The sequence below is a fragment of the Frankia sp. CcI49 genome (genome assembly GCF_001983215.1).
GTDB lineage: Bacteria > Actinomycetota > Actinomycetes > Frankiales > Frankiaceae > Parafrankia > Parafrankia irregularis.
In genome coordinates this window covers 116,207-138,437 of record NZ_MOWP01000040.1, presented here as the reverse complement: position 1 = coordinate 138,437, position 22,231 = coordinate 116,207, and the positions used below count along the sequence as shown (strand labels likewise).

Sequence of the window (22,231 nt, the reverse complement as noted above, 5' to 3'; positions counted from 1 at the left end):
TCGGTCGTCGTCACGGCCCGGGCCGGTGACGCACCGGCTACCAGGCCGCCGAAGGCGGCGGTGCCGACACCGGTCGCCGCGGCGCCGATGAACGTGCGCCGGCTGAGGCCGGTGGGGTCACCCGGAACGGTGGTCTCGGGTAACGGTGCTGCTGTGCTGGGCATTTTGCTCTCCTGTGCATAGAGTTGTTGCGTTCCGCCGCCGTGCGGACGGAACGTGGGGTACCTGTTCATCGCGCGCTCGTCGGTGTTGTGAGTCCTGTTTGCGCGCGGACACCTGCGGGCTGGGTCGACAAAGAGAGGAGCGCGGGCCGCTCCTGAAGGCTCCCGTTTCCTCGGGCAGGTATTCGTCGCGGCCGTCGCTCGATATACGGTGAACGTGGCGCCGGGTTGTCGGATCGTGCGCGTTCGGCATGGGTGGCCGGGTCCGGCGGCCAGTGGAAGGGGGCGTCACCGGGTATCCGGTGGCCGCCGACACTCATTGAGCCCTGGCTGTCTCACGCCCCACGGTCGGCGGTGTCGTGAATCCGAGTCGGCGAAGGAAAAGGCTCGTTCGCGAGCCGATCGCGCCCGGGTCGTTCGGTCAACTTGTCCGTTTATGTATAGAAGATTCGTGTGCGGGAGATTTTTAGCATGTGTTCAGAGTGTTATACAAGTATCCTCGTTGGAGGATGTTCCGGGATCGGCGAGCCGACCCACTTATCGCATATATTGGATAATTTGAGATCGCAAATTATGGCGTTTGAGGTGTGCGATGGTCCCTGGAAACGGATCTCAGACCTGCACGCCGAACCCGAACCCGAACCCGAATCCGGATCCGGATCCGGATCCGAGGAGTGGCCGTGCCTTCGGGGGTGCTCCACCGCCCGAAGGCACGGCTGTGTCCGGGCAACCGCGACCGGTGTCGGTCACGGTTGGATCCCGCGTATCGGTAACCGCGCCGTCCCGTAACAGCGCGGTCAGAGCCTCCCGGCGCCAGGACCGGCCGCGGTGGCCAGGCCGGCCTCGGCCAGGAGGGCGCCCCACCGGGTGCGCACGGCAGCGGCGATCTCGGCGGCGTCACGTCCGCTGCCGGTGGCGAGCAGCCGGCCCCCGGAGCCGGCCATGGCGTCACCGAGCGGGGCGAACTCGTCGAGGTGGCCCTGCAGCACCTCCCGGTTGGCCTCGTCGGCGAGCAGAAACCTGGTCAGCGCGGCAGTCCACCGCCAGCCGCGCTGGGCGTCGATCCACAGGTTCTCCAGGATCAGCGCGTCCAGCCGGGCACCGGCCTCGGCGCACTGCCTGCCGAGCTCGCTCAGCGTCAGCAGGTCGGCGACCGGCTTCACGACAAGGTTGGTGACGACGAAGGCGCGGTCCCAGTCGAACTCGACAAGCGCGAGCTCGACCGCACGGCGGATCGGCTGCCAGTCGTCGGCGCCCTCCCAGTCCTGGCGCTCCCCGGTCGCGAACCCGGCCCGCGGATGGGCCGACCGCAGCTGGGTCGTGCGGTAGGCGGTGAGCTGCACGCGACGCAGCTGGTCCGCGGTCTGGAACGCGGCGCAGTTCGCGACATAGCTGCTGGACGCGAGCTGCTGCAGGTAGGCGGAGAGCATCTGCTGGCCGTGCGCCAGGTAGCGGCTCGGCGCCAGGGCCCGCCGCAGCAGGGCGAYGGCCTCGGAGCCGAGCGTCGCGTCGTGGTCCTCCCGCTCGAACTGCTCCAGCAGGCCTTCGACGTAGGTCTCCTGATCGTCCTGCTGCGCGACGTACTTGCCGTAGGTCATCGCGTCCGGGTCGCGGAAGGCGTCCCAGTCGGCGCAGCGCAGCCTCGTCGCGTCCCGGTGCTCGCGCAGCCACACGTTGCCATGGACGTCCGGGCCCATCTCCAGCGGCACGGGGCGCCCGGTGGTGTGGTTGAGGCCGTGGGTGAGGATCTCGTACTCGGTCGGCCGCCGGCCGAGGTTCCCGAACGCGCTCCAGGTCTTCAGCGCGCGCTGGCGCGATCGGGGCGTGGCCTGGGGATTCGTCATCGCTGATCTCCTGGGGTGGCGGCGCCGCGCTGGTTGTAGAACCACAGGTACTCGTCGTCGCGGGTCTTCAGCCTTCCCCGGAACGACGGCATGTCGATCTCGAGCTCGGCGAGCCGGCAGGGCTGGCCGAGGCATGCCTGCAGGCTCGCCTGGGTCAGCCGGCAGGTGCCGAGCGTGTGGACCCGGACGTAGTCGTCGCGGTCGAGGACGAGGACGTCCGAGCCGGGATTGTCGAGGGCGACCGCCTCGATGACCGCCTCGGCGAGGTTGCCGGCCCGGATCACCGGGCCGACGAGGTCCGGCGAGGCTTCGGCGTCGGGCGTCATCTCGAGTATCGCCATCTGGGTGCCAATCCTTCGGTCGGACGGGGCGGGTGCGGGCTGTGGGGCGGGGCGAGCATGCGGCCGGCGGTCTGCTAGCGGGCCTGCGCGGGTTCCGTCGGGGCTGGCCGCGCGCCGGAACGGGCGCGGGCGCAGAGCCGGACCTGGATCACACCGGACTCGTCGATCCGCACGTCATGCCTGGTCAGGCGGCTTCCCCGGGGGTTGATGCTCTCGCCGGTGCGCGCGTCGAACTGCCACTCGTGGGCGCTGCAGGTCAGCACGCCGCCGGCCAGCTCCCCGTCGACGAGGGAGATGCTCTGGTGCGGGCAGGCACCGTCGTAGGCGTGGATCTCCCCGTCGACCCTGAGCAGGAGCACCTCGTCGGCGCCGACGTCGAACGCCTCCATCTCGCCGTCCCAGAGGCTGTCGGCGTCGACCAGGTCGACGAAGCCGTCGCCGGGCTCAGGCATGGACGGCGCCCGGCTCGGCGGTGGGGAGCTTCGGCTCCCGGAACCGGACGTCGAACCACTGCAGCGGCAGGATCTGGTGCTCGGCGATGACCTGGCCGAAGGTCGCGGCCGGGTCGAGGACCCGGCCGTCGAACAGAACCTCGTACCCGGGCTCGGCGGTGGGCCGGGCGACGCGGCGCCCGACGCTGTGGACCGCCACCTTCGCGGCCACCTCGTCCAGGGTGTCCTCGGTGTCGACGGCGACGAGATGCGGGACGAAGTCGCCGACGAACCGGCCGGTGATCGGAAACGCTGCCATGCGGACATCCCTTCGGATTTCTGGCGTTCGGCCTGGAGGCCGGCCAGGATGGTCGGCCTGGAGGTCGACCATCCTGGCCGGTTTTCCGGGGGGATCCCGGTCAGTCGGATTCGGTGCCGGCGTAGTCCTTCGCCCAGGCGTAGTTGTAGACGTCCTCGCCCATCACCTCGGGGGTGATGCCCATGTACGCCAGGCCACCGGTGAGGTCGGGTGGCAGGATCTGGCCGTCGATGAACCGGTCGACGATGTTCTGATGGCCGGCGTAACGTTCCGGATCCTGCTCGAAGCACCATTTCGAGACCGCATGGTCGAAATGGTAAAGACGGCCCCGGTGGACCAGCTGGTGCGGGGCCAGGTCATGCCGGGACGCGGCGGAGCCGAGCGGCAGCTGGGTCAGGTTGCACAGTGACGGCAGGGTCTCGGGAAGGGTCTGTTCCATCGAGCCGTCGTTGACATTCCTGATGATCTCGTCCCACAGGACGCCCCAGTTCTCCTCCCAGGTGGGATATTTCTCGTTCAGCCAGGCCCGCTCGTCCTTGGAGACCCCGGCATTGGGCCGCCAGAACAGCGTCGGGCGCCAGAACCAGGTCCCGATGTGCATGGCATGGTGGCCGTTCTCCAGCGAGTGCAGGAAATCGTCCCAGTACCACGGCTTCTTCAGCCCGTAGTCCTCCAGAACCCGCTCGTGGTGGTTCACGATCCACTCGAGCATGAACTCCTTGAACGACATCTTGCGCTGGTCGAGCGGCGTGTAGTAGTCCATCGCGGGGCCGGTCAGGGTCTGGAACAGCCGGGTCGACCGCCAGAAGGCGACGTCGAGTGCCTTCTGGGCCCGCTCGGGGTCGTGCTCCATGAGCACGGCCAGCGTCGGGAAGCCCTGCTGTGCGTGCCGGGCCTCGTCGGTCTGGATCGAGGACAGCAGGTTCGACCAGTTGATGTCGCCGGCCGCCATCGCGTCGGCGGCCAGGGCGACGAACTGGATGTTGGTGAATCCGTGTTCGACGGTGAGGCTGGTCGCGAGTGCGGCCTCGACGCAGTCCGCGTTGAGCATCACGTCGTCGAAGAAGTTCTTCACGGCCAGCACGCCCCACTCGTTGGTGTGGAACGCCTTCTGGGTCCAGTCGAACCGCTGGTCGTGCCGGAGCAGGTTGTGCGCGAAGCGCATGTCCAGCTGGGTGTGCCGGGTTTCGTCGAGCATGCCGAAGACGCCGAGGTTGCGCCACCGGGGCGTGGGTGCGAACCGGCAGAACCGGCTCTGCATGGTGACCGCCATGTGCTCGACCATGCAGGTCGTGCCCATATGCAGCTGGGAGGCGGCGACGTGGGCCGGGTCGAGCTTCTCGTAGGTGGCGGACCGCAGCAGCGCATTGCTGACCGCCTTGACGCCGGCCTCCTTCTCGCGCTGGATCCGGACGTAGTCGCGGTAGGAGACCCGGAACGGCTCGTCCCACGCCTGCCAGGCCTCGGCCGGAATGCCCTGGGTGCCTGACCACCGGGCCGGGAACGCCAGCTCGGGGTCGACATAGGACAGGGTCCACTCCAGGTCGCGAGAGGTGTCGTACCAGTCGTCACGATTCAGCGGCATCGGCGCGATTCCTCCAGGTGGACGACATCCAGGCCGCCCGGCGCGCGCGGCCTTCCCGGGCGCTTGGCTACCGTTTGCTCCACAGCACGAAGACGCCCGGTTCAGCCGGGCGGGCCGTGCGGTGAATGCGCCTGGACGAGCGGATCTTAGACGCGCCGTCCGGCCGCTGGCCGGCATTTGCCGAATCCGCCGGACGGATACTCACTCTGTACATCGCGAACCGAGAACTCGGCGACCGTTTTGGCCGTTTCAGGTTGTGGGCCCAGGTAATCCCCTCCCTGGTCGGAGGTGTCGGTGTGGCTGGTGGCTGGTGGCGGTCGTCGGCTGGTTCGACCGTGGATGTTGACGTCGATCTCGATATCGAGAACGATGTCGACCTGCGATGCTGACAGGAGATCCAGGTGGGAGGCAGCGTGACCGACGCCGACGACGCCGCTGCGATCATGGCGGTGCAGAACTCCTATGCGATCGCCATCGACCGCCGGGACTGGGTGGCGCTGCGTGCCTGCTTCGCGCCCGACGCCACGATCAGCTTCGGCATGCGGCTCCAGGTGGGAACCCTGGACGAGTTCATGGCCTGGGCCGCCGACTTCCACGACCCTCTCGGCCCGACACTGCATCAGATCTCCACCCACCAGGTGGTGTTCCAGGCATCGGCCGCCGTCGCCGAGGCGTCGTGCTACCTGCACGCGGTCCTGGTGGAAGCGGCGCGCGGTTCAGCCACCTCCGTCTTCGGCCGGTACGACGACGAGTTCATTCGGAGGCGCGATCGCTGGGAGATACGGCGGCGGCGCTTCCGCCCGACCTGGCTGTCGACGTCCGGCGCGACGGAAGGCCCGCGGACATGACGCATGGGTCGGTTCGGCCGGGCCACGGGCCTGTCCGGCTGGGAGTGGTGCTCCCGCAGGCGGAGATCCGTCCGAGCGACCCGCGTGCGGTACGACGTTTCGTCGAGCACGTCGAGGAGCTCGGATTCGATCATCTGATCGCCTACGACCACGTGCTCGGCGCGGACTCGCAGAGCCGCCCGGGCTGGACCGGCCACTACGACCACCGGACGCCGTTCCTCGAGCCGCTGACCCTGTTCGCGTATCTCGGCGCCACCAGCTCCCTCGAGCTCGTCACCGGGGTCCTCGTCCTGCCGCAGCGGCAGACGGCGCTCGTGGCCAAGCAGGCGGCGACCGTCGACCTGCTTCTCGACGGCCGGCTGCGTCTCGGCGTCGGCATCGGGTGGAACGAGGTGGAGTACGAAGGCCTCGGCGTGTCGTTCCGCTCGCGCGCCGCCCGTCTGGAGGAGCAGATCGGTCTGCTGCGCCAGCTGTGGACCCAGCCCGTGGTGGATCACCGGGGCCGGTTCGACACCATCGACCGCGCCGGCGTCGAGCCCCTGCCGGTCCAGCGACCGATTCCGATCTGGATCGGATGCGGTGACGCACCCACCGCACTCGAACGGGTGGGCCGGGTCGCCGACGGCTGGATACCCCATCCCGCGCTCGGCGGCGGCAGCCGGCTCGCCGCGGCGTGGACGGCCGTGCGCGCGGCGGCGGAACGGGCCGGCCGAGACCCGGCAACCCTCGGCCTGCAGGGGCAGGTACGGCTGACGCCCGGCAGCCTGAACGACGTGACGACCAGGATCGACCGCTGGATCGAGCTGGGCGCCACCCACGTGGCCCTCAACACCCTGGAGGCGGGGCTCACCTGGCCAGCCGACCACCACGACCTCTACACGCGGATCGCGCGGGCCTGGCGAGCCCGGTAGCACCTGGCAGGCCCGGTAGCACCCGTCAGGGCCGTGCGGCCCCGGCACGGCGGTCGGCCGCGGTGAACTCGACATGCAGCGCCTTCAGGCCGCGGAAAAGGCTGGTCGGGTCGTAGTCGTACCGGCGGGCGCCGGCCCGGCCGTGCTCCGCGGTGGAGATTCTGATGCCGGCCATCCGGTCGAGGATGTGTTCCAGACCGATGCGGGCCTCCGCGCGGGCGAGCGGCTGGCCGAGGCAGGTGTGGACGCCCCGTGCGAAGGTGACGTGTTCGTAGCTGTTGCGGCGGTCGAGGCTGAACTCGTCCGGCGCGTCGAAGCGGCGCGGATCGCGGTTGACGGCGCCGATCATCACCATCACGGTGGTTCCGGCAGGTATCGACACACCGCCGAGTGTGGTGGCCTTCCGCGCCAGCCGGAAATGATCCTGGACCGGGCTTTCCAGCCGGAGGATCTCCTCGATGAAGCCCGGGACGCGGTCCCGGTGCTCGCGGAGGAACTCCTGCGTCCGGGGATACTCGGCCAGGTACTGCACGGCGAAGGCCAGGGTTCGCGCGGTGGTCTCCTGCCCGGCGGCGAACAGGAAGGCGGCCTCGTTCGCCAGCACGGTGGTCGTCGGTGTCGAACCGTCGGGGAAGGTGACCTGCGCCAGATGAGTGAGAACGTCCCCCCGCGGCCGGCGCCGACGGTCCTCCAGGTAGCTGGTGAAGGCGTCCTCGAAGGATGACAGGACGTTCAGGTCCTCGACCTGGACCCTTCCCTCACCGGCGGTGTTGCGGGCCTGCTGCGCGTCGAACCAGGCCCGGAAACGCGGCAGGTCCTCCTGCGGCACGCCGAGGAGCGTGGCGATCACCAGCATGGTGTACGGCACCGCGAACTGGTAGATGAGCTCGCAGGCTCCGCGTTCGAGGAACTCGTCGATCTGGCGCTCGGCGAGCCGCCCCATGAAGGCCTCGGTCGCCGCGAGCCGCCGTGGGGTGAACAGCCCGGTGAGCAGGGAACGGTACGCGGTGTGCTGCGGCGGGTCCCAGGTGGCCATGTACCCGTGCAACGGCATGTCCGCGCGGTGTTGCTCGACCAGTGCGCTGACGTCGTCGGCCTCGGAGGTGGCGGGGAATCCCGAGAACGGCCCGGAGGGCGCGTTGCACGAGGAGAACGTCTCGTGATCTCGGTAGACGGTGAGGGCCTCCTCATACCCGGTGACCATCGCCATGCCGTGGACGGGCTCGATCCAGACCGGTCCACGCCGCTCGTGCAGGAACTGGTAGTACGGGTACGGATCCCGGATGATTGTTCCGTCGGTCAGGAAGTCGAGTGACTCGTACCTGTCTGTCGCTGCCTCGTRCACCGTCCACCTCCGCTGGCGGGGACCTACCGGGGTTCCAGACCACGCAGCACGGTGGTGGCGAACTGGTCGAGTGCGTCCGCCCGTGCCGCGTTGTTCTCCTGTGTGAGCAGCAGTGCGTAGAGCCCGAGAAGGAAAACCGTCGCGCTGTTCGAGGGGTCGGCCGCCGCATCGATCTCGCCGCGGTCCCGAGCGGAACCGACCTCCGCGATGACGCGGGCGACGACCGGATGCTCAGGCCACAGCCGAAGCTCGGGGCGCGACGGCGAGAAATAGAGCGCGAGCAGGTCTCTGAAAAGAAGCGTGCCGATGCGCTCCTCCAGCGACACCGCCATCCCGGTGACGACCGCGAACAGCTCCGTCAGGCCCCGGGGAGCCGCCAGGAAGGCATCGAGCTCGGCGGCCATCCGGACCTCCTCGCGCTGGCCCAGCTCGGCGACGACGTGCTCCTTCGTCGGGAAATGCGAGAAGAAGGTGCCATGGGCCACGCCGGCCGCCCGGACGATCGCGCCCACGTCGGCCGCCGCTGAGCCGGCCCGTTCGAACTCCGCCACCGCGGCGGCGAAAAGCCGTTCGTGGGTCGCGCGTCGCTGCGCCTCCCGGCCTCCAGCCTTCGCGCCCGCCGCCACATCCGGAAAGCTAGCGAGCTCGATGACTTGAGTCAATGACTTGAGTCATCGCTGTAGGTCGGAACCCAGTGTGGCACCGTTGCGTCGACGGAGTCTGCCGTACCGGCGGCTGCCGATCGGCCGTGATCGAGTGATGCGTCGACCTCGTGTAGGTCCGCGGTCAGGCGCCGCCGAAGGCAGGGGCGATCGCGTCGAAGGCGACAGCGAGAGGGCCCGGTGGCAGCGGCGGGCGGCGGGTGAGATCCGCGACGAGGTCCGCGAGATAGTCGCGGACGGTTCGGACCTCCGTTCCGAAGGTGTCCCGGCGGCTGTACAGATGGCGAAGCCCCCGCTCCCGGTAACGCCGGAACTCGGCGCCGTTCGGAGCGAACTGGACGGCGGGGAAGGGCGGCTTCGCGAGCCGGTCGGCGTAGTTCGCGGGGTTGTCCCAGAGCACCGGGACGATCGAGCCCGCCGGCCTGCCGGTCGCCCGTTCGAACTCGTCCTGGCGTTGGGTGAAGTAGGCCCACTCACGGCCGCAGCCACGGCTGCTCATCAGGCTCACGCTGTAGAAGGGCATGAGGACCCGGCAGCCTGAGAGGGCCTCGACGAGCTCCGGTGACCATTCGAGGCCCACGCTCAGGCCGGTGTCGACGTAGAGAGCCCGGGCCGGACTTACACCGGTGACGCGGACAATCGCGGCCCGCAGATCGTCGACGAACAACCCGAACTGATCGTCGTCGTCCGCCCCGTGGCCGTAGCTGACGAACACGACCGGCGGGTCATCGCCCGAGACCGACGGTGCCGCAGTGGCCGTTCTACTCCCAGTCATCGTCGCGGCGGCGAGCGCGGCCTCGGGCCGGTCCTCCGGTCCACCGGCCGGCGTCGGACCAGCCGTCAGATAGGGCCGTGCCCACTCCCGCAGCTGTCGGTTCCCACTGGTGGCGAGGGCGGCTTCCACGAGGTCGACCAGCCAGTCGTCAACGGCCGCCGCTTCGACCACTCGGAGCGAGATATCCCGCAGGTCGGAGGCCTGGGGTGCGTAGTCGGCCAGGTATCGATCAAGTCGGAACAGCAACAGTCGTTCCCAGTCTGCACGGGCCGGAAATGCCCTCCGCAGGACCTCGCCGAGCGTGCCCCGCTCCGGACCGGTCAGAGCTCGGATCCGATCGCCATCGAGCAGACTCATCTGTTCCTGTCTCCTACGTGTAGCCGGAGGATGCCGTGCCGCCACCGTTATATCCGGAGGGAAACGAGCACCGCTGACGGCCGCTGGGCATTCGGGCGGCTCTTCGCGTGGGCGGGGCCTTACCAGCGTCGGGCGCCCGCCCGGCCACGCATGCGCCAGAATCGACCGGGCCCGGAAACGGCGAACGTCGCCGTGGCATTAGAATGTCGCGACACGGCGACGGGCGGGGGGACATCGGCGTTGGCCGGGGTGCGTTCTTGATGGACCTTGACGTTGACCGGCTTGAGGGGCTGACAGGCCCTCAGCTCCGCCCCTTCTTTGACGCGTTGAAGGAAGCGTTTCCCGAGCGTGCGGCCGTGGATCGGCTCCTCCTCTTCAACCTGGACAAGCGAGTCGGCGACTACGCGGGTGACGGCAGTGGCATCTCGGAGATCCTGATGGCGGTGTTGACGGCGGCCAAGGCCGGGGGATGGTTGCCGCAGCTCGTGGCGGCAGCGAGCCAGGAGGCACCGGACGACAGACATCCGTTACGGATTTTCGCGCGGCAGTTCGAACGTCACCCGCAGGCGTCGGACACTCCCCGCATGGGCGGCAGCGCCGACTCCGGCGGGCGGGCTTTCGTCCCGGCCATCGATCGCCACTTCAACAGCACCTTCTTCGATCTCGCCTCGGTGGACGACATCGTGCTGACCGCTGTGGGTACCGGCGCGCCGATCCTCGCCTTCGCCACCACGTACGCCGAGGACATGTTCCTGGACAAGCTCCAGGTCCGCATCGAGGGCCTGGTCAGCGACGACGTCGCCCGGAAGACCCCGATCAACCTGCGTGAGGACATCCGGCCGCCCGGACGGTGGGCGGACGAGCTGTGCGGGCATCGCGACGAGCTGGCCTGGCGAGACCTGTCGTTCCGGGTCCACGTCGACGGGGTCGAGCGGGGGACCAGCGACCGGATCCCGGCGGCGATCGAGGTGTTCTGGAACCGCGTACGAAGCGATTTCGTCGCCGGGCCCCGGCAGCTGGTCCTGCTGTTCGTCAGCCGAGTCGGTATGGCTCTGCCAGACGACATCATCGCTCTCGACCCACCCCGCTTCACCTCGTCGGACGTCAGGACATGGGCGCACGGCGCGGTGTCACGGCTGGCGGAGACCCACGGCTGGCCGCTGGCCCTGCGCTGGGCCTGGCAGGAGCAGATCTGCCGGCGTGCCGCGCTGGGTCTCCCGGACAGCGAGGTTCTCGACGTCCGGGCGCTGTACTCGGCGATCGACGAAAGCGTCGATGAGCTGCATCGGGATCAGGCCGCCTTCCGCGGTCGACTGGAAGGAACCGGCTGATGCGTACCCGCCATCGGGTCGACACGTCCACGCGGTTCGACCCGGCCGCGGCCCTCCCGGAACACCGGCGCATCGAGCGGGTCGACCTGGAGCCGGTGCCGGCCACCGTCACCGACACGGTGGAGGTTGGCCGCGAGCCCTACATCGCCGGCCCTCGACTGGCCGAGGCGGTCAACGTCGCTGTCGCGTTGGGCCGGCCGCTGCTGCTCCAGGGGGATCCGGGCGCGGGCAAGACGCGGCTGGCACACGCCGTGGCCTACGCGCTGGGCCTGCCGCTGGAGGAGATGTACGTCAAGTCGACGACCCGGGCCCAGGACCTGCTCTACAGCTATGACGCAGTCCGCCGGCTGTACGACGCCCAGCTCCCGGCGGGAACAGCCGGAGACCCGAGGAACGTCGGCGACTACGTCCGGCTGGGGCCGCTGGGGCGGGCCATCGCCCGGGCCGAACAGGGGCGGCGCTCCGTCCTCCTGATCGACGAGATCGACAAGGCCGACATCGACTTCCCGAACGACCTGCTGCGCGAGTTGGACCAGCTCGCCTTCGACGTCGCTGAGCAGCCCGGCCGCCGTCACGCCGTCCCGGAGAACCGCCCTGACCTGCGGCCGATCATCTTCGTTACGAACAACGAGGAGAAGGTGCTGCCGAGCGCGTTCCTGCGGCGGTGCGTCTTCCACTTCGTGGAGTTCCCGCGCGACGTCGGGCTGCTGGACGAGATCCTGGCCGCGCACGACGTGCCCGAGGCGGCGCTGCGCGAAGGCGCGATCGACGTCCTGGTCCGGCTGCGATCGCTGAACCTGACCAAGCGGCCCGGCCTGTCCGAGCTGCTGGACTGGGTCGGCTACCTGCGGGCTGTCCAGACGCCGGTCGTCGAGCTGGACCTCCTGCCCTACATCGGCGCGCTGCTGAAGGTGCGCTCCGACGTGGCGCTGGCCGAGACCATGCCGGCACCGAGTGCTGCCTCGCCATCCGGCCGAGTAGCGGGGGAGCGCCTGCCGCGCGGCCTGCCGGGCGGGGACGGCGGATGAGCCCCGGGCCGCCGCCGTTCGTCACCGATCTGATCGACCAGCTGCGGCGGCGAGCGTTCATGCTCGGCCCCGAGGACGTGGCCGCGCTGCGCCAGGCTCTCGCCGCAGGCTTCGGCTGGTCCTCCCGCGCGGCGCTGGAGGACCTCTGCGTCACGCTGTGGGCCAAGTCGGACCGCGAGGCCGATGTCGTGCGTGCCGCGTTCCTGCGGGTGGACGTGCCGGACCTCGACCCGCCGGCCGCGGCCGAAGACGAGCCCGCCGCAGACCTGGACGCGAGCAGGTCTGACGCGGAGCCAGATGCCGTCGCATCACCTGCGGCTGAAGAGGTCCGTGCGGAGCCGATGGGTGGTCTGCCGGCGCTCCCGGCCCCTTCCTTCGCCAGCGTCGACCGCCGACTGGTACTGGTTCCGCGGTACCCGGTGAGCGAGCGGGAGATCGCGCAGGCCTGGCGCCGGGTCCGCCGCCCGGTGCGGGTCGGCCCGGCCGTCGAGGTCGACGTGGACGCATCGCTGCGTCGGCGCTGCGACAGCGGCGTGGCGACGGCGCCTGTCCTCGTCGCCCGGCGGCGCAACGCTGTCCGCATGCTGGTCCTCATCGACGCGGGCGGGTCGATGACGCCGTACGCGGACTATGTCGAACACGTCCGGCGCGCGCTGACGGAGACCGCCCGCTCCGAGACGACCACCGTTCGGTATTTCCACAACGTGCCGGCCCCGAGCCCCGACCGGCGGCTGCTGGACACGTTGTCCGACCCGTTCGCCGGCAACCTCGACGAGATCCTGCTCCGGATCTCGCCACTGCCGAACGGTGCCGTCTACGCCGACCCGGCGCTGACCCGGGCGGAGCGGCTGGCCGACCTGCTCGACCTCGACGACGCGGCGGCCGGCGGCCCGACGGGAGCGGTGGTGATCGGGGACGCGGGGGCCGCCCGTGGCCGCTACGACCCGGTGCGGCTCCTCGACACGATCGCCCTCCTGAAGGCACTACGGGAACGGTGCGGTCGCCTGGTCTGGCTGAACCCGACGCCGGTCGGCCGCTGGGCCGGCTCGACCGCCGGGCGGGTCAGCCGGCACGTGCCGATGTTCCCGCTGGCCACCAAGGCCGGCCTCGACACGGCGGTGGAGGCCCTGCGGGGCCGGTCGGTCCTGGTGGACGCGCCGCTGTGAACGCCGCCGCTGACACCGACACGGGCGACGTCGCGCGTCGCCGCTCGGACGTCCTGGCCGAGCTGCCTGACGGGCCAGTGGCGCTGGCCAGCCACGCCGCCGTGCCGGTGGTCGTCGACGCCCGCCTGCTGCACCTGCTGCGGGTGAACTTCTTCCTCGATGACGAGCCGCTGGACTACGCCGTGGAGGCCGATCTGCTGCTCTCGCCGGTGTTCCGCGACATCGGCGACGGCCTGTTCGAGATCGAGCCGGAGCTTCGCCGGTTCCTGCTCACCTCGCTGCGCGCGCGGTACGGGATGGACCGGGTGCTCGCCGTCGCCAACCTGCTCTGGCAGTACGCCGAGCAGACCGGTACCTGGCGGCATCGCCCCGAGCTGGAGAAGGCCCAACAGCTCACCGCGCTGCACCTGCTCGACCCGGAGGCGGCCGAACGCTGGCTGGCCGAGTCCGAGTCGACCGCGGGCACCGAGCACTCGCTGGCTCCCGGCTGGTTCGCGGCGATGCGCTACCAGTTCGCCCACCAGCCCGACCTCAGCCGCATCCCGGACGTGGAAGCGGCCCTGCCCACGATCGACGAATCGAAGATCGCGGCGATGAACGACGCGCAGCGACGAGCGGTACAGGACGCGCTCCTCGTCGTCTGTTCAAGCCGGGACCGGCTCGACGAGCTGCTTCACAGGCTCGAACGGCCTTCGGCGCACATGCTCGAGCGCGAGCGTGGCCCTATGACGGAAGTCGTGTTCAAGGTCGTCGGGGAGGCGCAGGCCGAGGGCTGGCTGGCACACCTGCTTACCGAAGCCGCCAGGGAGTACCCCGCCAGCCGCCAGCTCGCCGACGTGGTCCGCCTGTTCGAAAGCTCCGGCCGCGGTGTCGCCGACGATACTCCGGTCGACTCGTTGACCAGGTTTGAGGTGCAGGCCCTCGCGGCCGTCTATTCCGAGCGGACCGTTGCTGGTCAGCTGCTTTCCCGGGCCGGTCTGAAACCCGAACAGCAGCCGCCGACGACACCGATCGAGATCGAGTACTGGCACGCGGTCAACGCCACGCTCGTCCGGGGCGTGCTCCCAGGCGCCCGCCTCCGGATTCTCACCCTCGCGGCTCGCGACTTTCCCGCCAACAAGGCGTTCCAGACGGGGATGGCCGCCGCGCAACACGCCGAATCCGTGGCAGACTCGCCCCGCGACGCCAGCCCGGAGCCGCGAACGGATGGCGGGCTGCCCGCGAACAGCACCGTCATCGCCTTCGACACCGTCGGCGACAGCGATCGCAATATCGTGGAGATGAGGCGGCTGCGGCAAATCATCGAGAGCTCCCTCATCAGGGCCAAAATTCCCCGGGCGCTCCAGCAGCAGGACCGGGGCGATGACTATCCCATGGTGTTCTCGGCCGACATTCCGAAAGCATGGATCGTCGTCGACTTCGTCCGCGAGCTGGTTATCGCGCTGCGGGCGTACAACTCGACCCGCGATGATCGCGACCGTATCCGCCTGCGGGTCGCGATGCACGAAGGCCAGAATATCGTGGACCCCGGGACCGCCTGGGCCGATGAGGCCGTGGTGACCTGCGCGCGGCTCGTCGACTCGGCGCCGATCCGCGATGCGCTGCAGCGCAACAGGGACGCGGACCTGGCGCTGATCCTGTCGTCGAAACTTTTCGACACGGTGGTCCGCCCCGGGTTCCATGGCCTCTCTCCGGACGACTATCGCGAGGTCGCGGTGTCGGTGAAAAGTTTCACTGGTACCGCCTGGCTGACCCTGCCCGGCCGCGGGGCGCCTTCCACGCCGATGATCGGACCGTCGAACCAGTCGCTGGCCACGGGAACAGCGACCGGTCCGGAGAGCCGGGAACACACAGGTGGTCTCGATGCCCCGGTCCGGCCGGACGGCACCAGGTGGGACTTCTTCGTCTCCGCCGTCAGCGCCGACGAAGCGTGGAGCAGGTGGATCGCATGGCAGCTTCAGGATGAATATCTCGTTCGCGCCGACGCCTGGTATCCCACCGGGACCAACAGGATTTCCGCGCTCGAGGAGAGCCTGCGGTTCTCGGCCCGCGTTGTCGTCGTGCTGTCACAGGCCTACCTCGAGGCGGACGACATGCGGCCGGTCTGGCAGGCGGTCTTGAGTCGAGACCCAGGGGGACTCCACCGCTCACTGATTCTGGTCCGGGTGGAGGAATGCGAACCCGAAGGCCTGCTGCGCGGGATTCGCTACATCGATCTGGTTCCGTTCGCGAACGACGCCGATGGTGCACGCGAGTATTTGATCGACGAGATCAGGCGATTGGTCGAGGGCTCCTCCCGCCCGTCAACGGCGCCACCGTTCCCGGGCTGACCGGCCTCCTGGACGATCTGCCGTATCGGGTCAGAGTGTGTTCTTTGCGCTGATGGCCGAGAATGCTTGTTATATGCGAAGAGGCGCTTCTGTCGCATGTACCGGGATGTCTGAGGAACTACTCTCCGAACGCGGCCTGATCCGCCGGCGCGGGAGGCGGGCGGGTCTGGTCGGCGTTCGGGGGTAGCGGGAGCGGTCCCGGGGGCGCGAGGTAGTGGCCCTGCGCCTGGTGAACGCCGGCGCCGATCAGGACGTCGAGTTCCGCGGCGGTCTCGACGCCTTCGGCGAGCACCAGCCCGTCGGTCTCCCGCGCGAAGCTCACCAGCGCGGTCGCGAGTGCGCGCCGGGCCGGATCGGCGTCGATGTGCTGGGTGAGGCACCGGTCCATCTTGATGAAGTCCGGCCGCAGCTGTACGAGGTGACGCAGGCCTGCGGAGCCGCGGCCGACGTCGTCCACGGCGACCCGGACGCCCGCCCGACGCAGGACGTCGAGCGCGCGGTCCATCGCCGGGTAGTCCTCGATGTAGTCATGCTCGGTGATCTCGAGGACGAGGCGCTCGGCGGGGACGTCGACGATCATTCTGGCGATCTCCCCGGAGACGACCGTGGTCGGAGACGCGTTGATGCCGAGCCCGAACTCGGGTGGAAGCTGCGGCAGGGCGCCGAGCGCCGCCCTGATCGCGGACACCTCGAGGGCGATGGCCAGACCCAGCTCGGCGGCCTCCGCGAAGCAACGCTCCGGGCCACCGAAACCTGGCGGGAACCGTGCCAGCGACTCCGCTCCCATGCAGTCCATCGACGGCAGCTCGAAGACCGGCTGGAACGTCATCCGGGGACCGCCGTTGTCGATCAGCTGCCGGAACCGCCCGCGCCGTGCCTCCAGGTCCGGCCGCTGGCAGGAGAGCGACTCGGCGAGCACGCCGGCGAGCAGGATCAGGGACCGCGCCTGGCGGCCACGTGCGGTGAGGACGCGGTCGCGGCTCAGGCAGCACAGCATCCCGTACGGTCGCCCGTCCGCCAGCACCACCGGGACCCCGAGGTACGAACCCGCTCCGAGCCGTCCGGAGACCTGCCCCTCGGCAACCGTCGTGCCTGTGCCTGTGCCTGTGCCTGTGCCCGAGCTCGGGCTCGCCTGATCGGCCGGTGCGGGCCGGTGGCCGGTGTGCCCCCGCGAGTGCCGTCGGTCGCCGTAGCGGACGGTCGAGCCGGGACGAACGCCGAACGAAACCGCGTCCCCGCTGCAGGCCTCGATCACCTGGGCCCCGCCGATCAGCCGGGACAGCCAGCAGACATCCACTTCGAGGCAGCCGCGGGCGGTCGCGAGCAGCCCGGCCACCGCCGCCGGCACTGGCTCCAGCCCAGCCACAGGCTCCAGCCCAGCGGGGTGCTCCGGGTCCGGCTCCGGCCTCGAGTCCGGCTCGGGACGAACCGAGCACGGCGGTGCCCTCGTGCCACCGCGATCCCCGCTCTCCGCCACGGCCATCTCCTCCGTGCAGCTCCTCCCTCGGATGCTTCCCGGATACCCGGCAGGCACACGGCCGGGCATGCGGGCACGGCCACGTGGCCGTGGCACGTGGCACGTGCCGGGGCTGGGACGTGCAGGTCAAAGATCGGGATCGTTGTGGAGCATGCCGTGCACCCGGTTGAAGCGCTCCCGCAGCTCGTCCCAGTGGACCGTTCTCGTCGGAGCGATCCCTCTGGAGACGTAGAAGCTGTCCAGAAAGCGCGTGAGGTAGGCGACGTCCAGGCTCAGGTCGCGGGCCATCGCCTCCCGTGCCGCGGCCTCCTCGATACCGGCGATCACGTGTTCCCGCCGCAGGATCAGCAACTCGACCGTGTCGGCCAGCTCGCACACCTCGTCGGCACGGGAGCGGGCGGGATGGTCTGCTCCCAGGTCCTCCCTCCACTCCCGCACCAGCCGGACGGCGTCCGCCGCTCCCAGCGGGTGCGGCTGCGGAGGAGGGGGCGGCGGCTGCGGGCCGCGTCGGGTGGCCGTGATCAGGACGAGGGCCGCCGTCACCGGCCCGGCCACACCGGCCAGCCACGGCCACGGCCCGACCAGCCCGGCCACGAACGCGCCGAGCCCGAGCACGACGGCCTCGCCGACCCCGACCGGATCCTGGAACCGCTGTGGAAGCGCCACCGTTCAGCCGAAGTTCCGGAAGACCCGGACGAAAGCCGCGTCGATGTCCAGCGGGTTGCGGGCGTCGTACTGGGCCGCCCGGGTCAGGCGCGCGATCTCCGCGAGCGTGCCGACGTCGGCGTTGTCGGCCCGGCCGTAGGGGACGGTGAAGATCCGGACTGGCGTGTCCGAGGTGCCCGGGTCCAGGGCGGCCAGCAGCGCCGTCGCGTCACCGTGGTACGGCTCGGTGTTCTGCCCGTCGCTGAGCAGCACGATGGCGTTGATGCGCTCCGGGTCCGCGTTCGCCGTCATCATCTCGCTGGCCCGCTGGGTGGCCTCGAACAGGGCGGTGTCCCCGCGTGCCTGCAGTCCCCGCAGCCGCTCCTGCAGCGCGGCGCGGACCGTACCGACCGGTGACACCGGCACGACCTCGGTGTAGGCCGGGCCTGAGGAGAACGTCCACAGGCCCACCTCGTCATCGTCGTCGAGCAGCGTGAGCGCACGTTCGGCGGCCGGGATCATCAGCTGCAGCTTCGTGCGGTCGACGGCCTTGTCCGGGTCGTCGACCGGTTCGTTCATCGAGCCCGACACGTCGAGCAGCAGCAGCACGCGGGCCTTGCGCCGTACCCGGTCCCAGTTCTCCAGCATCGCCGCGAGCAGCTTGCCGTCGGGGATCGGCACGAGCGCCGGCGTCTGGTCCGCCGGTATGCCGAGCGTCCGTACGAGCTGCTCGGTCGGCCGGGTGGCCGTGGCCTGCTCGCCGTTCTCGCCGTTCTCGCCGTTCCCGCCATGCTCGGTGGAGCTGGCGGGCAGCGGGCGGAAACCGACGTCGGCGAACAGCCGCTGCTGGTCGTCCTCGACCAGAAAACGGTAGAAGTCCTCCGCGACCCGCCGCTGCGGCGGCGTCGCCGAGGCCAGCACGACGAACGGGTGATCGAGCTCGAGCGTGCCGTCCTGCGGATACACCACCCGAAGCGGACGGCGTGGCTGGCGCTCATCGCTCATCTGGGCCGGATCGCCGCCGGGCGCGCCTCGGTTGTACAGGTAGACCATCTGCTCCTGGATGACTATCGCGTCGACATACGGCCGGTAGGCGGCCTCGTCCTGTTTTTGCTCGGCGTCGTAGATCTGCTGCATGAACAGCACCGCCTCGTCGCCGTAACGCGAAACCGACGACTCGATTCCGTGCACGAAACCGACGACGTCCGGATCGTTGAGCCAGTCGGAGGTGGGTGTGGTCGCGGTACCGGTGGCGTGGGCGGCGGCGAGATAGGTGGCGACCGTGGCGGCCAGCCCGGAGGTCGACGTCTCCGCGTTGTCCCGGCCGAGCACGAACTTCCCCCAGTCCGGTCGGCCGTAGGYGGACCAGCCTTTCCGCGCCAGGTCGAGCACGTCCTTCCAGGTGGCGAGCGGGGCGCTGTGCTGCGCCAGCGTCTCGGCCACCGGCTGCGGCATCGCGATGACGAGCATGCTCCGGGTCACCGACCGGTGCGCGGGCTCGGATACCAGGAGGTCGCCGTGCCCCTCCTGCGCGAGCAGGCTCGTCCACATCGACGATGTCGGCAGCCACACCTGCGGTGGGTCCTTCTTGCCCTCGGCGAGGTCGTTCTTCGTCGCCCCGGAGGTGCGGGCGCTGAGCTGGACGTGCCCGCACAGGCCGGCCACGGCGCGCCCCGCGTCGTTGTACCGGTCGACGAGCTGCGCCATCACGCCGGCCTTCTCCGTGGACGAGGTGACCCGGATCGTCTCCGTGCGGTCGCAGTCGGCCGGGCCGTGGCCGCCGACCGCGACGCGCGGCGCCACCGCGGTCACCGCGACGAGGACGACGCCGACCAGACCGCCGAGTGCGTGACGGCGGCGGAAGAACCGGTGTGCCCGTCCGCCGAACACGGTCGCCTCCTGATGGGTCAGCGGGGCTCGGTCAGATCCCAGGTCTCGAAACTGAACCGCGCCGTCGTTCCCGCCCAGCGCCGGTAGGTGGGAAGACTACTGTGTACGGAATTCCCGTCTCCCAGCAGAGCCAGCAGACGCGCCCAGATGTCGTGTACCCGCCAGGGCTGTTCGCGGCGGGACAGCTCCTCGATCAGCTCGTGGATACCGGTCCCGTCGACTTGTCCGTGTAGCGCCTTTATCAGGGTCCGGCCGCCTTCCGGATCGGCCACGAGTACCGCGAGCAGTACGAGCACCGCCTGGTAGGGGCCGTTTTCGTCGGTGCCGATGAAGTCGTCGAGCTCGTTGTCGGGAATGCCCGCGCGCACCAGGCGGTACAGATTGACGAACCGTTTCAGCGCGCGCGGTGTCTCCAACATCGGGCGCAGCCGCTGGACGAACCGCAGCTCCTGGGGACGCAGCCGCAGCTGGTCCGGCTGGGGCGGCATCCCGCCGGGTGTGGCCGCCCGCCCGGTGCGTCCCGGCCCGGGCCGGTCGGGCTCCCCGGAACCCGGGCGCGGCCTGGCCTCGGGCGGTTCGGCCTCCCGGCGCCGGGGGCGTTCGTCCTCGGCGGCCGTCGGCACGAGCCACTCGACGTAGCGGTCGGCCTCGGCCCCCATCGGCCGCAGCGCGAAGACCACCTGGAAGATCTTGTCCAGGTAGTCGAACGGTGTCGCGCCGCCGGCGGCGTCCGCGTTCCCGGCGAAGATCTCGGCGTAGTACTGCTCGAGGCAGCGCCGAAGCCACCGGGGATCCACGGCGACCACCACCACGAACAGCGGAAGCGCCAGCAGCATGTGCACCGCGGCGAGAACGTCGACCACCCTGCGCGGTGAACAGCGGTCGAGGTCGTCGATGTAGAGGATGACCCGCTCCAGCGGAGGCCTGCCCCGGGAGCCGGTCCTCGTCCACTCGGCGAAGGCCCGCCGCGCGCTGTCGCTGAGCTGGCGCAGGTCGGCGTGGACCTGGCCGAGCAGCCCGCGATACTGGTCGTAGGCGCCCGACCGGGCCTGCTCGATCACGACCGCCAGCCGCTGCGCCGCGTCGAGCGTGGCCAGCTGCATCCGGGTGTCCCGCGCCTGTTGTTCCAGGACGTCGACACGCCGCTGGTCGAGGCCGCTGACCGCCTGCCAGGCCGCCAGGAGCCAGCCGACGATGGGAAACCCGGCCAGCACGGCGACGACGCCACCGACCGCCGCCACCGGGGCCGGGCCCCACAGCAGTCCGACCAGACCGGTGCACACTCCCAGCACCAGCACCGCCCCTGCCAGGACGAGCCGGCCACGCCACCGCGCGAGGTCGACCCGCCACAGCCGGGCCCGGGCCCGCAGCCGCTGTGCCCAGCCGGTGTCCTCGGCGGCCAGGTCCTCGAAGGCGCGCAGCCTGTCGCGCAGGACCTCCCGCCTCGCGCGGATCTGCTCGGTGTCCGACGGCTCCGGCTCGACGAGGCCGGCGAAGAGGTGCTCGGCCATGCCCACCCAGAGGTGGTCGTCGTTGTAGTGCCAGGCGTCGAAGCGCACCTGGCGGATGTTGGTCGCGAAGATGCTGCGCGCCGCGCTGCGGCTGGACTGCTCGGCCAGCGCGGCCACCCGGTCGTGGAGCTGGCGGGCGAAGCTCGACTTGCCGGAGCCCCACCGGCCGAGCAGCGCGATCGCCAGCGGCGGCTCGGTCGAGCGGTCCGCGAGGAGCGCGGCCATGCTCTCGACGTCCGTGGCGAACCCGAGCAGGTCGAGCGCGCTTTCCTGATCGCTGACGTGGCCGGGCAGCGGGCCGGGGGCGGCGCCCGGCGTGATCCGCGCACCCGTCGCCAGGTCCCACAGCCGGATCGTGCCGTCATCGGCGCCGCTGACCAGGCGCTTGTTGTCCGGCGTGACGGCGAAGGCCCGCACCGCGGTGGCGTGGCCCCGCAGCCGCACCGGTGCCTGGCCGGGCTGCTCTGCACTCCACACCCAGATCCCGCCACCGAGGCCACCCGCGACGACCTGCCTGCCGTCCGGGGTCACCGCCAGGGTGACCGGGTCCTCGCAGCCGGCCAGGTCGACCGCGGTACGGGAACCGGCCGTGTCCCAGTACCGCACAGCTCCCTGGATCGCGACGGCGATGTGGCTGCCGTCGTGGGAGGCCGCCACCGCGACACTGCCGTGCGCGGCACCGTCCAGCCGGCGCAGCTCGGCCCCGTGCCGATCCGTCACGCGGACGATCGGCTCCGATCCGCCGGTGACGACCTGCCCTCCGTCGCTCACCGCGATGCTGTCGACGCGCCGGTGGCCGCTGGGCCAGCTGCCGGTCCCGGGTGGCTGGATGACGACGTTCTGGCCGGTGTCGATGCTGACCACGGTGTCCCCGCGGGGCGAGACGGCTGTCTCGGCGACGCGCCTCGGATACGGCACCGAGGATGGCGCCGCGGACGAGGCCGCGGCAGGCTCGTTCGCCCAGACGACCGTCTTCCGCTGGTCGCTGGAGACCACCTGGCACTGCTCGTCCACCGCCACCGCGAGGACGGGGCCGGTGTGCGCGGTGTGTTCGGTGAGCAGCCGGCCCGACGGCAGGTCCCAGACCCGGATTCTGGTGTCGGCTCCGCCGGTGACGATTCGGCGGCCGTCCGGGAAGACCGCGATCGCGCGCACGGCGCCCTCATGTCCGGCAAAGAAATCCGCGGGTGTGGTCATGGTGGTCGCCGAGAATAGCCGGCACCGGCCGACCGGCCCACCGGGCCCGCGCGATCGGCCTATCCGATGGCTGACAT

20 protein-coding genes are annotated in these 22,231 nt (G+C 70.3%); 7 read left to right on the top strand and 13 right to left on the bottom strand.

What is annotated here, in order from left to right:
• The 6 genes from CcI49_RS41160 to isoA form a co-directional block, all read right to left on the bottom strand.
• On the bottom strand, positions 1-164 hold a 164-nt coding region (locus CcI49_RS41160), incomplete at its 3' end, for a twin-arginine translocation signal domain-containing protein (RefSeq protein WP_116437575.1).
• A 794-nt stretch (positions 165-958) separates the two neighbouring features.
• Positions 959-2,005 carry a toluene hydroxylase gene (locus CcI49_RS34540; protein WP_076833607.1) on the bottom strand — a complete coding sequence of 349 codons (1,047 nt, stop codon included), beginning with the start codon at positions 2,003-2,005 and terminating at the stop codon, positions 959-961.
• Positions 2,002-2,346, bottom strand: a complete 345-nt coding sequence (locus tag CcI49_RS34535; protein WP_083749887.1) for an MmoB/DmpM family protein — start codon at positions 2,344-2,346, stop codon at positions 2,002-2,004. Before CcI49_RS34535 ends, CcI49_RS34540 begins: the two co-directional genes overlap by 4 nt.
• A gap of 74 nt (positions 2,347-2,420) precedes the next feature.
• Positions 2,421-2,798, bottom strand: coding sequence for a Rieske 2Fe-2S domain-containing protein (locus CcI49_RS34530; protein ID WP_054566234.1), 378 nt, complete (start codon positions 2,796-2,798; stop codon positions 2,421-2,423).
• Complete coding sequence (locus CcI49_RS34525; protein WP_054566235.1) at positions 2,791-3,096, bottom strand: toluene-4-monooxygenase system B family protein; 306 nt, start codon at positions 3,094-3,096, stop codon at positions 2,791-2,793. Before CcI49_RS34525 ends, CcI49_RS34530 begins: the two co-directional genes overlap by 8 nt.
• Positions 3,097-3,196: 100 nt before the next feature.
• On the bottom strand, positions 3,197-4,681 hold the full coding sequence (isoA, locus tag CcI49_RS34520; RefSeq protein ID WP_054566236.1) for an isoprene monooxygenase oxygenase subunit alpha: 1,485 nt from the start codon (positions 4,679-4,681) through the stop codon (positions 3,197-3,199).
• A gap of 125 nt (positions 4,682-4,806) precedes the next feature.
• Between isoA and CcI49_RS34515 the strand changes: the two genes are divergently transcribed.
• From CcI49_RS34515 to CcI49_RS34505, 3 genes are read left to right on the top strand one after another with little or no spacing between them, the layout of a single operon-like run.
• Positions 4,807-5,070 carry a hypothetical protein gene (locus CcI49_RS34515; protein WP_076833605.1) on the top strand — a complete coding sequence of 88 codons (264 nt, stop codon included), beginning with the start codon at positions 4,807-4,809 and terminating at the stop codon, positions 5,068-5,070.
• Between the two features lie 12 nt (positions 5,071-5,082).
• Complete coding sequence (locus CcI49_RS34510) at positions 5,083-5,529, top strand: nuclear transport factor 2 family protein (RefSeq protein ID WP_054566238.1); 447 nt, start codon at positions 5,083-5,085, stop codon at positions 5,527-5,529.
• Complete coding sequence (locus CcI49_RS34505; RefSeq protein WP_076833601.1) at positions 5,526-6,440, top strand: LLM class F420-dependent oxidoreductase; 915 nt, start codon at positions 5,526-5,528, stop codon at positions 6,438-6,440. The genes CcI49_RS34510 and CcI49_RS34505 overlap by 4 nt, the downstream gene beginning before the upstream one ends.
• Before the next feature lie 25 nt (positions 6,441-6,465).
• Here CcI49_RS34505 and CcI49_RS34500 read toward each other — a convergent pair whose 3' ends face one another.
• From CcI49_RS34500 to CcI49_RS34490, 3 genes are all read right to left on the bottom strand, one after another.
• On the bottom strand, positions 6,466-7,785 hold the full coding sequence (locus CcI49_RS34500; protein WP_076833599.1) for a cytochrome P450: 1,320 nt from the start codon (positions 7,783-7,785) through the stop codon (positions 6,466-6,468).
• Positions 7,786-7,808: 23 nt separating this feature from the next.
• Positions 7,809-8,447, bottom strand: a complete 639-nt coding sequence (locus tag CcI49_RS34495) for a TetR/AcrR family transcriptional regulator (RefSeq protein WP_241840401.1) — start codon at positions 8,445-8,447, stop codon at positions 7,809-7,811.
• A gap of 124 nt (positions 8,448-8,571) precedes the next feature.
• The gene (locus CcI49_RS34490; protein WP_076833595.1) at positions 8,572-9,579 is read right to left on the bottom strand and encodes an effector-associated domain EAD1-containing protein; all 1,008 of its coding nucleotides are present in this window, start codon (positions 9,577-9,579) and stop codon (positions 8,572-8,574) included.
• Between the two features lie 260 nt (positions 9,580-9,839).
• Between CcI49_RS34490 and CcI49_RS34485 the strand changes: the two genes are divergently transcribed.
• Genes CcI49_RS34485 through CcI49_RS34470 form a run of 4 tightly spaced genes read left to right on the top strand, consistent with a single transcriptional unit; the run spans position 9,840 to position 15,434 of the window.
• The gene (locus CcI49_RS34485; protein WP_076833593.1) at positions 9,840-10,910 is read left to right on the top strand and encodes an effector-associated domain EAD1-containing protein; all 1,071 of its coding nucleotides are present in this window, start codon (positions 9,840-9,842) and stop codon (positions 10,908-10,910) included.
• Positions 10,910-11,938, top strand: coding sequence for a MoxR family ATPase (locus CcI49_RS34480; RefSeq protein ID WP_076833591.1), 1,029 nt, complete (start codon positions 10,910-10,912; stop codon positions 11,936-11,938). Before CcI49_RS34485 ends, CcI49_RS34480 begins: the two co-directional genes overlap by 1 nt.
• Positions 11,935-13,104, top strand: a complete 1,170-nt coding sequence (locus CcI49_RS34475) for a VWA domain-containing protein (protein ID WP_076833589.1) — start codon at positions 11,935-11,937, stop codon at positions 13,102-13,104. Before CcI49_RS34480 ends, CcI49_RS34475 begins: the two co-directional genes overlap by 4 nt.
• Positions 13,101-15,434, top strand: coding sequence for a toll/interleukin-1 receptor domain-containing protein (locus tag CcI49_RS34470; RefSeq protein ID WP_076833587.1), 2,334 nt, complete (start codon positions 13,101-13,103; stop codon positions 15,432-15,434). Before CcI49_RS34475 ends, CcI49_RS34470 begins: the two co-directional genes overlap by 4 nt.
• Before the next feature lie 118 nt (positions 15,435-15,552).
• On the opposite strand, the gene CcI49_RS34465 is transcribed toward CcI49_RS34470, so the two are convergent.
• The 4 genes from CcI49_RS34465 to CcI49_RS34450 form a co-directional block, all read right to left on the bottom strand.
• Positions 15,553-16,800, bottom strand: coding sequence for an EAL domain-containing protein (locus tag CcI49_RS34465; RefSeq protein WP_241840400.1), 1,248 nt, complete (start codon positions 16,798-16,800; stop codon positions 15,553-15,555).
• 237 nt (positions 16,801-17,037) lie between these two features.
• Positions 17,038-17,577 (bottom strand): hypothetical protein, encoded by a 540-nt coding sequence (locus tag CcI49_RS34460; protein ID WP_054566247.1) that lies wholly within the window; start codon positions 17,575-17,577, stop codon positions 17,038-17,040.
• Positions 17,578-17,580: 3 nt separating this feature from the next.
• On the bottom strand, positions 17,581-19,446 hold the full coding sequence (locus CcI49_RS34455) for a substrate-binding and VWA domain-containing protein (RefSeq protein ID WP_076833585.1): 1,866 nt from the start codon (positions 19,444-19,446) through the stop codon (positions 17,581-17,583).
• 17 nt (positions 19,447-19,463) lie between these two features.
• On the bottom strand, positions 19,464-22,154 hold the full coding sequence (locus CcI49_RS34450) for a P-loop NTPase fold protein (protein ID WP_076833582.1): 2,691 nt from the start codon (positions 22,152-22,154) through the stop codon (positions 19,464-19,466).
• Positions 22,155-22,231 lie beyond the last annotated feature (77 nt).